The organism is Streptococcus acidominimus (genome assembly GCF_001921825.1).
GTDB classification, from domain to species: Bacteria; Bacillota; Bacilli; order Lactobacillales; family Streptococcaceae; genus Streptococcus; species Streptococcus acidominimus.
The window spans coordinates 1-12,767 of the sequence record NZ_MSJL01000055.1 but is presented as its reverse complement, the minus strand read 5'-3'; the positions used below and the strand labels follow the sequence as shown (position 1 = coordinate 12,767).

Below are 12,767 nucleotides of genomic sequence, written 5' to 3'. Positions count from 1 at the left end.
ATTTTACAACACAGGCTGGCATCACTCTATCCATGTCACGAGTTGGGAAATGTATCGACAATGCACCAATTGAAAGTTTCTTTGGGCATTTCAAGACAGAGTCTTATCATCTCAAGAAATACAAGACTTACGAGGAGCTAGTCGCAGATGTGGAAAGCTATATCCAGTTTTACAATACACAACGTTATCAAGCTAAATTAAACAACCTGACCCCTTGGGAATTCAGGAATCAGGTTGCTTAATATCTTTTATTATTTGACTGTCTACTTGACAGGGAGCAGTTCATCAACTTTTGAAAATCTGGATTTATGAGTTTTTTTAGTGTGAACGGGTATTTCATGGTGCTAGACAATACTTCGCAGTCTCTTTAGCCATTTCTGGTCTGATTTCAGCAATAAATCCTAATTTTTGCTAGAATAGAAGTATGAAAGCATTGATTTTTGATTTGGACGACACCTTGTATAATCAAGAAGAGCCTTTTAAGCAGGCCATTCAGGCGCATCTCCCTGTCCAGGATGAGCAAATGGAAGCCTTGTATATCGCCTTTCGCCTCCATGCTGATGAGGTCTTTGAGGCTGCAACGACAGGAGCAATGACGCTTGAAGCCAGTCATATTTACCGGATGAAACAAGCTCTAGCAGACTTCGGCTATGACCTTTCAGACGAACTGGCTCTCACCATTCAAAAAGACTATCAAGAAAATCAAGGCAGGCTCTTATTAAGTCCAGAATTTCCTACTATTTTCGACTATTGTCATGAGAACGGGATTCATCTAGGCATTATTACCAATGGACCACACCTCCATCAGCTACGCAAATTGCAATCTTTAGAGATGGCGAACTGGATTTCGGAGGACTTGACCCTTATCTCTGGTCAAGTCGGAATCGCCAAGCCTCGAAAGGCTATCTTTGACTTGATGGCAGAAAAGCTTCAGGTCTTACCCGAGGAGATATGCTATGTCGGTGATTCCTTTGAAAATGATGTCGTCGGTGCTAAAGGAGCTGGCTGGAAGGTCATCTGGCTCAATCACCGTAAGCGAAAAACTCCTAATAGTCCCTACCGAGCAGATGCGGTAGTTGAGAAGCGTGAAGACCTACTCGCGGCTATTCAGGTTTTAGGCTGAACTCAAGTCTATCAAGATGTGAAGCCGTTAAAAAGCTGTCAGAAAAATAGGAGACTGTCGCTGTGTTTGGTGAACACAAGCAAGTCTAAAGGTAGTTGTATCTGTAACCAGTTAAAACAGCAACAACTATGGCTCTTTTGGCACAGCTTTTAGCGCGAGTTCCATTGCTTTACTTTCCGATTTTTATTGGGTCTTAGTCGGGGCATTTGTGATACAGGAGATATAACACTAAAGATTTTAGGCCTCTTTCTGGGGATAGCAGCGATACGGATTGGATTCTTGGATTTCTTCTTACGAAAGATAGGTTAGCGTCTGTTTCTTTCTCTCTACTTTTTGTGATATAATAGAATGAAGAAAGAATGTGGTGAAGCATGTATATTGAAATGGTTGATGAGACAAAGCAAGTGACAGAGGAGATGCAGCAGCAGATTCGAGACCTGCTGGAGTTCGCGGCGCAAAGGATTGGCCAAGAGCAGAAGGAAATGGCTGTGACCTTTGTTGACAATGCGCGTGTGCATGAGGTGAACTTAGAATATCGGGGGATCGACCGCCCGACAGATGTGGTGAGCCTAGAGTATAAGCCAGAAACAGAGATTATCTTTGATGAGGAAATGCTACTGGACAATCCCGACTTGAGCGAGATGTTGGAGGATTTTGATGCCTATATCGGCGAATTGTACATTTCTGTCGATAAGGTGCATGAGCAGGCAGAAGAGTATGGCCATAGTTTTGAACGCGAAATGGGCTTTTTAGCTGTACACGGTTTTCTGCATATCAACGGGTATGACCATTATACTCCCGAAGAAGAAGCAGAGATGTTTGGATTACAAGAAGAAATATTGACAGCTTATGGACTTACACGAGAATAATTCACAAAAAAAATGGAAAAATAGGGATCTAGTCGCCAGTCTGGAATTTGCGGTGACAGGTCTCCTCACAGCTTTTAAGGAAGAGCGCAACATGCGTAAACATCTCGTATCTGCGATTTTGGTCGTGATAGCGGGATTTATTTTTCAGGTATCGGTGACCGAGTGGCTGTTTTTGCTCCTAAGCATTAGCCTTGTTATCGCTTTTGAAATCGTCAATTCTGCGATTGAAAATGTCGTGGATTTGGCGTCGGGCTACCATTTTTCTATGCTGGCAAAAAAATCAAAGGATATGGCAGCAGGAGCAGTATTGTTTGTATCAGGATTTGCTCTCTTGGCAGGACTGATTATTTTCGTTCCAAAAATTTGGAATTTCATTTTTTAAGAGGTATCTATGACATTTAAATCAGGCTTTGTAGCCATTTTGGGACGTCCTAATGTTGGAAAATCAACCTTTCTCAACTATGTGATGGGACAAAAAATTGCCATCATGAGTGACAAGGCGCAAACAACGCGCAATAAAATTATGGGGATTTATACGACAGAGACAGAGCAGATTGTCTTTATTGACACGCCGGGAATCCATAAGCCCAAGACAGCCTTGGGGGATTTTATGGTCGAGTCTGCTTATAGTACCTTGCGCGAGGTGGACACTGTTCTCTTTATGGTGCCTGCTGACGAGCTACGAGGCAAGGGTGACGATATGATTATCGAGCGCCTCAAGTCTGCCAAGGTACCGGTCATTCTGGTGGTCAATAAGATTGACAAGGTGCATCCAGACCAGCTCTTGGAGCAGATTGATGATTTTAGAAAACAGATGGACTTTAAGGAGATTGTCCCGATTTCTGCTACTCAAGGCAATAATGTGAATCGTCTAATGGAAATCTTGAAAGAAAACTTAGATGAAGGTTTCCAATATTTTCCAGCAGATCAGATTACCGATCACCCGGAGCGTTTCTTGGTGTCGGAAATGATTCGTGAGAAAGTTCTCCACTTGACCCGTGAAGAAATCCCACACTCGGTAGCTGTTGTCATTGATAGCATGAAGCGAGACGAGGAGACGGATAAGATTCATATTCGAGCAACCATTATGGTGGAGCGCGATAGTCAAAAGGGGATCGTCATCGGAAAAGGCGGAGCCATGCTCAAGAAGATTGGTTCAATGGCGCGCCGTGATATTGAGCTGATGCTAGGGGATAAGGTCTTTTTAGAAACCTGGGTCAAGGTCAAGAAAAATTGGCGTGACAAGAAGCTCGATCTCGCGGACTTTGGCTATAATCAGAAAGAGTATTAGTCCAATTCCTTTTGTAGAGAGTATCGTTTTTAGGGCAGGAAATGGTTGAGCAAACGGGCAGCGTAGCGTAGCCCGTTGACTTTTTATGCAGGGCGTAAGTCGGGGGAATTTTGGCAAATGAGTGGGACAATCCTTTTAGTGGAAAAAGATGATGAGCTGGCTATTTGGCTAGGTTTTGCTAGTAAGGTCTGGTCTACCGATATAGATACTTTAAGAACAAAATTTTTAAGGCACCAATACCCGCATGAGTTCCTATACTGGAGGGCAGGTAAAGCCTTAGCTTGGCTAAGCCTATCTCTCCGAAAAGAATACGTGGAGGGATGTTCCAACCTGCCGATAGCCTATTTAGAAGGTATTGGTGTGGCAGAGGAAGTTAGGCAGCAAGGAATCGCTCGAGAATTGCTGGCATTTGCTAGATCATGGGCCAAAGGACAAGGTTGTCTTCAACTGGCTTCTGACTGTGCTTTAGAGAATACCCTGAGTCAGGAATTTCATGCAAGACTTGGATTTCATGAAGTAGGTCGAAGTGTGCACTATATTTTGGATCTGGATTAGAGACCGATACCAAAATGTGATGAAGTATAAACTTGTTTATATATTCAACCCTGAAAGAAAGGAGGGAGTGTCGTTGGGCTGCATCCGAGCTAAGCGCTCGAAAAGGAGAGATTACTTGTACGTAAGCGTACTTCGGTCTTTCTTCAAATGTCAGTCGCTTTTGGCACTCTTGGTATCGTATTATGCCAGAATTACCAGAGGTCGAAACAGTCCGCAAGGGGCTGGAAAGATTAGTTGTTGGAAAAAGAATTCAGAAAGTGGAGATCGCTTATCCCCGCATGGTCTTAACAGGAGCGGATAGTCTGCGCCAAGCCTTGGTCGGGCAAGAATTTTGTGCCATCAAGCGTCGGGGAAAATATCTCCTGCTTTACCTGACAGATCTTGTCCTCATTTCCCATCTACGCATGGAGGGGAAGTACCATTATTTTCCACAACAAGTACCAGAAAATAAGCATTTCCACGCTTTTTTCACTTTTACAGACGGAGGTTGTCTGGTCTATCAAGATGTGCGAAAATTTGGAACCATGGAACTGTTAGGCAAGGAGCAGGTGGAAGGGTATTTTCTCTCGAAGAAATTAGGACCAGAGCCGACAGAAGAAGCCTTTGTCTATACCAGCTTTAGAGACCGGCTTGCCAAGTTGAAAAAGCCGATTAAGGCTGCCTTGTTGGATCAGACCTTGGTTGTAGGGCTAGGTAATATCTATGTAGACGAGGCCTTGTTTCAGGCGGGAATCCATCCTGCAAGGTCTAGCCAAAGTCTATCGGCAAAAGAGAGTAAGAACTTGCACCAAGCTATTATTGCTATTTTGCAATTAGGGATTGAAAAGGGAGGTTCCACCATTCGAACCTATAAAAATGCACTCGGTATGGATGGCAGTATGCAGGATTATTTACAGGTTTATGGAAAAGGAGGACAGGCTTGTCCGCGTTGCCAGACAGAGATTGTCAAATTTCAGCTGTCTGGTCGTGGAACCCATATCTGTCCCCAGTGTCAGGTGGCGCCATGACGCAGGTAATCGGGATAACAGGAGGCATTGCTTCAGGGAAATCAACCGTGACAGATTATTTGCGAAAACGGGGTTATTCGGTCATCGATGCTGATCAAGTCGTCCACCAGTTGCAAGAAAAGGGTGGCAAACTGTATCAGGTATTGGTGGCAGAGTTTGGCACGAGTATTTTAGCAAAAAATGGAGAACTGGATCGTAAGCAGTTAGCCCGCCTGGTCTTTGAGCAAGCAGGAGTACGCGAACGCCTCTCTCAATTACAGAATCAAGTGATTCGGCAGACTTTACTGGCGAAACGTGACCAGCTAGCCCAAGAGGAGGAGGTACTCTTTATGGATATTCCCTTGCTCTTTGAACTAGGCTATGAGGAGGAGGTGTCGGAAGTTTGGCTCCTTGTGCTTGCACCCGAGCTACAACTGGAGCGTCTAATGGAGCGAAATCAATTGGATCAGGTGGCAGCCAAGCAGCGGATAGCTGCGCAAATGCCACTTGAAGAAAAGAAAAAGCGAACTCCCTATCAGATTGAAAATAGTGGAGAAAGGCTTGCAACTTATGCACAAGTTGACCAGCTTTTACAGCGTATAGAAAGAAGATGATTGTATTTTAAATCAGGATGTATGGAAGCAAAATATAAAAATTGCTTGGGTAGGAAATTTTTTAACAGGGGCTAGTTTTTCAATGGTGATGCCCTTTATCTCTGTCTTTGTCGAGGAATTAGGGACACCGAAAGATCAGGTCGAATTTTATGCAGGCCTCGCGGTATCAACGACAGCTTTAGCGTCAGCCATTATGTCCCCGATTTGGGGAAGTCTTGCAGATCGCTATGGACGAAAACCAATGATGGTTCGAGCTAGCTCGGTCATGGTTCTTAGTATGGGAGGTCTTGCCTTTGTCCCGAGTGTCTTTTGGTTGATTCTCTTACGCATCATGACAGGAGTGTTTGCAGGCTATGTGCCGAACTCCACTGCCTTGATTGCTAGTCAGGTCCCCAAAGAAAAAACGGGTTACGCCCTTGGAACCCTGTCGACAGGTCTGGTAGCAGGAACTCTGATTGGTCCGATGCTAGGGGGCTTCTTGGCAGAAGTTGTTGGCATGCGACAGGTCTTTCTGATTGTAGGCTTCTTGCTGTTATTAGTGACGATCGTGACTTATTTTTATATCAAAGAAGATTTCACGCCGCTCAAGGCAGGGCAGGAGATGAGCTTACAGGAAGTCTTTCATCAAATCAAGGACAAGCAGCTTGTATTCAGCCTATTTGTCACCAGTATGATTATTCAAATGGCTGCCCAGTCAGTTGTACCGATTTTGACCCTCTATATTCGTCATTTGGGTCAGACAGAGAATCTCTTGTTTGTTTCAGGTGTGATTATCTCTGTATTGGGAATTTCTTCTATGGTTAGTTCGCCCCAACTGGGGAAATTAGGCGATAAGATCGGAAATCACCGGCTTCTACTTGCGGCATTGTTGTACAGTTTCGTGATGAACTGGTTCAATGCCCATGCTACAACGCCTTTGCAGTTAGGAATTTTCCGCTTTTTATACGGCTTTGGGACTGGTGCCCTCTTGCCGTCTGTCAATTCCTTGCTTGCAAAACTAACACCTAAAGAGGGGATTTCACGAATTTTTTCATTCAATCAAACCTTTATGTATATAGGCTCTGTCTTGGGACCAATGTTGGGGTCAGGAGTTGCGACCTATCTAGGCTATCGCTGGGTTTTCTATGCGACTTGTAGCTTAGTCATGGTTAATCTCATCTGGTCGCTCTTTAGCTTTAGAAACTACTTGAAAGTAAGGGAAATTTAGTGAGAGTTAAAATCAATTTACAGTGTTCAGAATGCGGAAGTAAAAATTATTTGACCAGTAAAAATAGCAAAACACATCCACAGAAGATTGAAGTCTTAAAATATTGCCCAAAAGAGAGAAAAGTAACATTGCATCTTGAAACAAAATAAATTTTATGGTATACTGTGGAGAGTTCTTAAAGAAAGAGAAAAAATATGTACAACGTCTTATTAACCATTCTTTTAATTTTATCTGCGATTATCATTATTGCAATCTTTATGCAACCAGCTAAAAATCAATCTAGCAATGTATTTGATGCAAGTTCAGGAGCCCTCTTTGAGCGAACAAAAGCACGTGGCTTTGAAGCTGTTATGCAACGTTTAACAGCTATTCTCGTCTTTTGCTGGATGTTAACTGCGCTGGCCTTGGTAATTATTTCAAGTAAGTAAAAAGACTGGGACTTGTTCTTGGTCTCTTTTTTATAGTTACTTAGTTTACTTTTAGTACAAGCTCAAACAGTCTGGGGATAGACTGTTTGAGGTGGGAAATGAAGAAAACGAAGTTTTCGTCAAACCAGTCTGGGGATAGACTGTTTGAGGTTGGAAATAAAGAAAACGACGTTTTCGTCAAACCAGTCTGGGGATAGACTGTTTGAGGTGGGAAATGAAGAAAACGACGTTTTCGTCAAACCAGTCTGGGGATAGACTGTTTGAGGTTGGAAATGAAGAAAACGACGTTTTCGTCAAACCAGTCTGGGGATAGACTGTTTGAGGTTGGAAATAAAGAAAACGAAGTTTTCGTCAAACCAGTCTGGGGATAGACTGTTTGAGGTTGGAAATAAAGAAAACGAAATTTTCGTCAAACCAGTCTGGGAGATAGACTGGTTGAGGTGGGAAATGAAGAAAACGAAGTTTTCGTCAAACCAGTCTGGGAGATAGACTGGTTGAGGTGGGAAATGAAGAAAACGAAGTTTTCGTCAAAAGTCGCAGGTAGTTGTCTAGTTGATAACTAGACAAGTGATAGATAAGAAAAGTGTAACTCAAGATACGAGAGCGTTAAGCAACTCCTATTTTTCGTTCGGTTTTTTAACGGTTTCACATCTTAATTGAACTCGAACTAAGAGCTGTGTAAAAAAGATAGATTTCCTCGTGTTCTCTGTATCTTAGGTAATTGAGTTCAGCCTAAAACCTCGGAAAAAAGAGACGCAGGTGTTCTAGCTTTAGCTAGTTACAGCTGTGGCTCCCTTTAGGGATAAACATTCCTAGAAGCTACGCTTCTTCGTTATGTTTCCTAATTTTCAGTCGGTTTTTTAACGGCTTCACATCTTAATTGAACTCGGACTAAGAGCTGTGTAAAAAAGATAGATTTCCTCGTGTTCATGGAACACTACGTCAATCTCCTATTTTTACTTTGCTCTTCGCGTCCTCTGTATCTTAGGTAATTGAGTTCAGCCTAAAACCTCGGAAAAAAGAGACGCAGGTGTTCTAGCTTTAGCTAGTTACAGCTGTGGCTCCCTTTAGGGATAAACATTCCTAGAAGCTGCGCTTCTTCGTCATGTTTCCTAATTTTCAGTCGGTTTTTTAACGGCTTCACATCTTAACTGAACACGCCCTAAACTCTGTGCGAAAAAGAGACGCAGGTGTTCTAGCTTTAGCTAGTTACAGCTGTGGCTCCCTTTAGGGATAAACATTCCTAGAAGCTACGCTTCTTCGTCATGTTTCCTAATTTTCAGTCGGTTTTTTAACGGCTTCACATCTTAACTGAACACGCCCTAAACTCTGTGCGAAAAAGAGACGCAACTGTTGCAACTTTAGTTGCTTACAGGTGTGGCTACCTTTAGGTATAAATCTTCCTAGCTCCGAAGGTATAGTATACCTTTGGAGGCGGGAAATAGAAGTTTGCGGAGCAAACTCTCTAATCTCTGCGTTAGATTTCCTAGTTTGCCGTAACTGTTGCAGGCTATGCTTGCTTTACAGGTACGGATACTCTTGAGTGCGCTTTGAGTTTTTAACGGGCTTTGTATCTTGTAATTGAACTCGGGCTACGAGCTGTGCAAAAAAGATAGTTTTTCCTAGAACTTGTAGTTCTGCGTCAAAACTCCTATTTTTGCGTTGCTCGCTTAACGCCCTCGTATCTTATTTAACCGAAAGTGAAAAATGAAAAAAGAAATTATTGATTATATTCAAACGGTTGGTCCTGTGAGTATGGATCAGCTTGCAGACCATTTTCAAGCGGCGTCTGCAAAAGAGTTTATACAGCTTGTTAAGCAGGTGTCGAATATGGAAGGACGCCGGCAAGTGTGTTTTGATGATCAGGGGAGGATTGCCCTGCCAGAAAAGAAGAAAAGCAACCGCGTGACCTTAATAGGTACGTTTCGCGCCAATAAAAATGGTTTCGGCTTTGTTACAGTAGATGAAGCAGAAGATGACTTGTTTATTGGGCGGAATGATGTCAACTATGCTATCGAGGGTGATAGGGTTGAAGTAGCGATAAAAAAAGTTGCTGATCGTTTTAAGGGGACAGTGGCGGAAGCAGAGGTTATCGGGATCTTAGAGCATAACCTCAAGACAGCTGTCGGTCAGGTCATCTTTGATGAGGAGAAAAAGGAATATGCCGGCTATATCAGATCGAAAAATCAAAAGATTAGCCAGCCGATTTATCTGAAAAAATCAGCCTTGGTTTTAGATGGAACAGAGATTGTCAAGGTTCAGATTGAGCATTATCCCAACAAAAAACGAGATTATTTTGTGGCAACAATCCAGGAGATTATTGGGCATCAGGATGACGCTGGTATCGACGTTCTCGAGGTATTAGAATCCATGGATATTCATTCGGAATTTCCAGATGAAGTCATAGCAGAGGCAGAACAAATCCCCGACCAGCTGTCAGAGAAAGACTATGAAGGGCGGCTGGACTTGCGTCAGGAGATTGTCTTTACCATTGACGGAGCAGATGCCAAGGACTTAGATGATGCGGTGCATATTAAGCAATTAAAAAATGGTAATCTAGAGCTTGGGGTTCATATCGCAGATGTTTCCTACTATGTGAGAGAAGGCTCTGCGCTTGATCAAGAAGCGCTTACCCGAGGGACATCTGTCTACGTGACAGACCGTGTGGTACCAATGTTGCCTGAACGCTTGTCAAATGGCATTTGTTCACTAAATCCCAATGTTGACCGCTTGACCCAGTCCGCGATCATGGAGATTGACCGAAAAGGACGGGTAGTCAAATACTGGATTGGACAGACCGTCATTAAGACAACTTATCGTATGACTTATGCGGATGTCAATCGGATGATTGCAGGGGATAAGAAGAAATTGGAGGAGTTTTCGACCATTGTTCCGAGTGTAGAGAAGATGGTCTTACTTCATGAAACCTTAGAGACGATGCGTCTCAAGCGCGGAGCGCTCCATTTTGACACCCATGAAGCCAAGATTATCGTCAATAAGACAGGTCTGCCAGTTGATATTCAGCTGCGTCAGCGTGGTATTGCAGAGCGTATGATTGAGTCCTTTATGCTGGTCGCAAATGAAACGGTTGCGGAGCATTTTAGCAAGCTAGATCTTCCTTTCATCTATCGGATCCACGAGGAACCAAAGGCTGATAAGCTGCAAAAATTTATCGACTATGCGAGCAGTTTCGGCCTTGGAATTGCAGGTACGGCAAGCGCTATTAAATCAGAGGCTTTGCAGGATTTGATGGCTCGTGTGGCAAATGAACCGTATGCAGATGTTCTCAATATGATGCTATTGCGTTCCATGCAACAGGCTCGCTATTCGGAGCATAATCATGGTCATTACGGCTTAGGTGCGGATTATTACACGCATTTTACCAGTCCAATTCGCCGTTATCCTGACCTCTTGGTGCACCGCTTGGTGCGGGAGTATGCTAGCTTTACTCCAGAAGTTGTTGCCCATTTTGAAGCAGCGATTCCTGGGATTGCCAAACAGACTTCCAGTCTAGAGCGCCGTGCGATTGATGCCGAGCGTGAAGTAGAGACCATGAAAAAGGCAGAATACATGCAAGAATTTGTGGGACAAGAGTTTGATGGTGTGGTGTCCAGCATTGTGAAATTTGGTCTCTTTGTCGAGTTGCCTAATACGGTGGAGGGCTTGATTCATATTCAACAATTGCCTGAATTTTACCAGTACAATGAGCGAACCTTGACCCTCAAGGGTGAAAAGTCAGGACGTGTGTTCCGAGTGGGACAAAGCATCCGGATCAAGCTAATGCGGGCAGATAAGCTGACAGGTGAGATTGATTTTGCCCATGTACCGTCTGCTGTCGATATTCTTGAAGCACCGCTCAAGGCGACCAGAAAGAGCAAAAGCCACGCCAATCGTGACCGTTCGGATCGCACGGGTCGTGGCAAGGGCAAGGGACGCAAGCAGGGAGAAACAGATTCCCGTTCTAGCAAAAAAGCGAAATCAAAAGACAAGAAAAAGAAACCATTTTATAAGGAAGTGGCAAAAACAAAACGTAAAAAAAGGAGATAGAGATGGCAAAGGGTGAGGGAAAGATTCTTGCACAAAATAAGAAAGCCCGTCATGACTATACCATTGTGGATACCATTGAAGCGGGATTGGTCTTGACAGGGACAGAGATCAAGTCTATCCGAGCAGGGCGTATCAATTTAAAGGACGGCTTTGCACAGATTCGTAAGGGTGAAGCCTGGCTCAATAATGTTCATATTGCATCTTATGATGAGGGAAATATTTGGAATCAAGATCCGACCAGAACGCGCAAGTTGCTCCTGCGCAAGAAGCAAATTGCAAATCTTGAAAATGAAGTGAAAGGAACAGGTATGACCCTAGTTCCACTCAAGGTTTATCTCAAGGACGGCTTTGCCAAGGTTTTAATCGGTCTTGCCAAAGGAAAACACGATTACGACAAACGTGAGTCAATCAAGCGCCGCGAACAAAATCGTGATATTGCCCGCACCATGAAAGCAATTAACGCGAGGTAAAACAAGATACGAGGACGTTAAGCAACGCCCAGACAAAATAGGCAATCGAAGCAGGTTGCTTTGCAACCAATGAGATTGATCTTTTTGTCAGCGCGTTGTAGTCCGAGTTCAATTACACAAGATACGAGAGCGTTTGACACGCGTTTCACTCGTTCTATTTCCAACCTTCCACAGTCTATTCCCAGACTGTGGAAGCAACGTCCAGACAAAATAGGCAATCGAAGCAGGTTGCTTTGCAACCAATGAGATTGATCTTTTTGTCAGCGCGTTGTAGCTCGAATTCAATTACAAGATACAAAGGGCGTAAAAAGCGAATGAAAAATAGGAAATACGACGAAGAAGTCTCTGCTTCTAGGAGTATTTATCTTTTTTCCGAGCTTTTAGCCCGAGTTCAATTACACAAGATACGAGGACGTTTGACACGCGTTTCACTCGTTCTATTTCCAACCTTCCACAGTCTATTCCTAGACTGTGGAAGCAACGCCCAGACAAAATAGGCGGCCGAACAGAAGCGGTTCGCTTCGTAGTGAGCCCCCCCACACAAAGGCAACTAGATTGGCGTGGTAGCGACAATCAGATGCCTACTGTGTCTTTTATCTAGGGTTGCTCAACTTTTTGGCTACGCTGTGTCAGCGCGTTGTAGTCCGAGTTCAATTACACAAGATACGAGGGCGTTTGACACGAGTTTCACTCGTTTTATCTCCAACCTTCCACAGTCTGTTCCTAGACTGTGGAAGCGAGCAACGCCAAAATAGGAGTTTTGACGCAGAACTTTTGGACGAGAGTTTGCTTCGCAAACTTCTATTTCTCGTCTCCAAAGGTATCCTATACCTTTGGAGCTAAGAAAAACTATCTTTTTTGCACAGCTCGTAGCCCGAGTTCAATTAAATAAGATACAAAGGGCGTAAAAAGTGAATGAAAACATACTAAGCTTAGTAGAGAAGAATTCTCCGACGGGAGATAACTTCTCTACTTTTTCTTTATGATAAAGTAGAAGTGTCTTGTTATGTCGTATTTCCTTTTGACGCTTGACGTCGTAGTGAAAACAGACAAGACACTTGTTTTAGGCAGAATTTTATCAAAGTATGTGGGACGCCCGACGTCGTGTATTGAAAATGAAATCACTAAAACAAATCATCATTCAAGACAAAGAGGTAATCATCATGCGAGTAGTATT

The 12,767-nt window shown here is 43.5% G+C and carries 13 protein-coding genes; all 13 read left to right on the top strand.

Annotated elements, in window-relative coordinates; translation table 11 throughout:
- The coding region (locus tag BU200_RS09260; RefSeq protein ID WP_142237006.1) for an IS3 family transposase at positions 1–242 on the top strand (242 nt) is incomplete at its 5' end.
- 182 nt (positions 243–424) lie between these two features.
- Positions 425–1,123: an HAD family hydrolase gene (locus tag BU200_RS09255; RefSeq protein ID WP_075099879.1), complete on the top strand. Its 699-nt coding sequence runs from the start codon at positions 425–427 to the stop codon at positions 1,121–1,123.
- A 371-nt stretch (positions 1,124–1,494) separates the two neighbouring features.
- Positions 1,495–1,992: an rRNA maturation RNase YbeY gene (ybeY, locus tag BU200_RS09250; protein WP_075099878.1), complete on the top strand. Its 498-nt coding sequence runs from the start codon at positions 1,495–1,497 to the stop codon at positions 1,990–1,992.
- Positions 1,973–2,374, top strand: a complete 402-nt coding sequence (locus BU200_RS10850; protein ID WP_089503579.1) for a diacylglycerol kinase family protein — start codon at positions 1,973–1,975, stop codon at positions 2,372–2,374. The genes ybeY and BU200_RS10850 overlap by 20 nt, the downstream gene beginning before the upstream one ends.
- A gap of 9 nt (positions 2,375–2,383) precedes the next feature.
- Complete coding sequence (era, locus tag BU200_RS09245) at positions 2,384–3,283, top strand: GTPase Era (protein ID WP_089503578.1); 900 nt, start codon at positions 2,384–2,386, stop codon at positions 3,281–3,283.
- A 117-nt stretch (positions 3,284–3,400) separates the two neighbouring features.
- Positions 3,401–3,838 carry a GNAT family N-acetyltransferase gene (locus BU200_RS09240; RefSeq protein WP_075099877.1) on the top strand — a complete coding sequence of 146 codons (438 nt, stop codon included), beginning with the start codon at positions 3,401–3,403 and terminating at the stop codon, positions 3,836–3,838.
- 182 nt (positions 3,839–4,020) lie between these two features.
- Complete coding sequence (mutM, locus tag BU200_RS09235) at positions 4,021–4,845, top strand: DNA-formamidopyrimidine glycosylase (RefSeq protein WP_075099876.1); 825 nt, start codon at positions 4,021–4,023, stop codon at positions 4,843–4,845.
- Complete coding sequence (gene coaE / locus BU200_RS09230) at positions 4,842–5,438, top strand: dephospho-CoA kinase (protein ID WP_075099875.1); 597 nt, start codon at positions 4,842–4,844, stop codon at positions 5,436–5,438. The genes mutM and coaE overlap by 4 nt, the downstream gene beginning before the upstream one ends.
- 4 nt (positions 5,439–5,442) lie before the next feature.
- Positions 5,443–6,645 (top strand): multidrug efflux MFS transporter, encoded by a 1,203-nt coding sequence (locus BU200_RS09225; RefSeq protein ID WP_479692379.1) that lies wholly within the window; start codon positions 5,443–5,445, stop codon positions 6,643–6,645.
- Positions 6,645–6,794, top strand: coding sequence for a 50S ribosomal protein L33 (gene rpmG, locus BU200_RS09220; protein ID WP_075099873.1), 150 nt, complete (start codon positions 6,645–6,647; stop codon positions 6,792–6,794). Before BU200_RS09225 ends, rpmG begins: the two co-directional genes overlap by 1 nt.
- Positions 6,795–6,839: 45 nt before the next feature.
- Entirely contained in the window at positions 6,840–7,073 is a 234-nt protein-coding gene (gene secG, locus BU200_RS09215) for a preprotein translocase subunit SecG (RefSeq protein WP_075099872.1), read from the top strand.
- Between the two features lie 1,707 nt (positions 7,074–8,780).
- Entirely contained in the window at positions 8,781–11,120 is a 2,340-nt protein-coding gene (gene rnr, locus BU200_RS09210) for a ribonuclease R (RefSeq protein WP_075099871.1), read from the top strand.
- A gap of 2 nt (positions 11,121–11,122) precedes the next feature.
- Positions 11,123–11,590 (top strand): SsrA-binding protein SmpB, encoded by a 468-nt coding sequence (gene smpB / locus BU200_RS09205; RefSeq protein WP_075099870.1) that lies wholly within the window; start codon positions 11,123–11,125, stop codon positions 11,588–11,590.
- Positions 11,591–12,767 lie beyond the last annotated feature (1,177 nt).

Excerpts from the sequence above, each read along its gene's own strand:
- BU200_RS09255 (WP_075099879.1), top strand. The coding sequence starts at position 425 with ATGAAAGCATTGATTTTTGATTTGGACGACACCTTGTATAATCAAGAA.
- ybeY (WP_075099878.1), top strand. The coding sequence starts at position 1,495 with ATGTATATTGAAATGGTTGATGAGACAAAGCAAGTGACAGAGGAGATG.
- BU200_RS10850 (WP_089503579.1), top strand. The coding sequence starts at position 1,973 with ATGGACTTACACGAGAATAATTCACAAAAAAAATGGAAAAATAGGGAT.
- era (WP_089503578.1), top strand. The coding sequence starts at position 2,384 with ATGACATTTAAATCAGGCTTTGTAGCCATTTTGGGACGTCCTAATGTT.
- BU200_RS09240 (WP_075099877.1), top strand. The coding sequence starts at position 3,401 with ATGAGTGGGACAATCCTTTTAGTGGAAAAAGATGATGAGCTGGCTATT.
- mutM (WP_075099876.1), top strand. The coding sequence starts at position 4,021 with ATGCCAGAATTACCAGAGGTCGAAACAGTCCGCAAGGGGCTGGAAAGA.
- coaE (WP_075099875.1), top strand. The coding sequence starts at position 4,842 with ATGACGCAGGTAATCGGGATAACAGGAGGCATTGCTTCAGGGAAATCA.
- secG (WP_075099872.1), top strand. The coding sequence starts at position 6,840 with ATGTACAACGTCTTATTAACCATTCTTTTAATTTTATCTGCGATTATC.
- rnr (WP_075099871.1), top strand. The coding sequence starts at position 8,781 with ATGAAAAAAGAAATTATTGATTATATTCAAACGGTTGGTCCTGTGAGT.
- smpB (WP_075099870.1), top strand. The coding sequence starts at position 11,123 with ATGGCAAAGGGTGAGGGAAAGATTCTTGCACAAAATAAGAAAGCCCGT.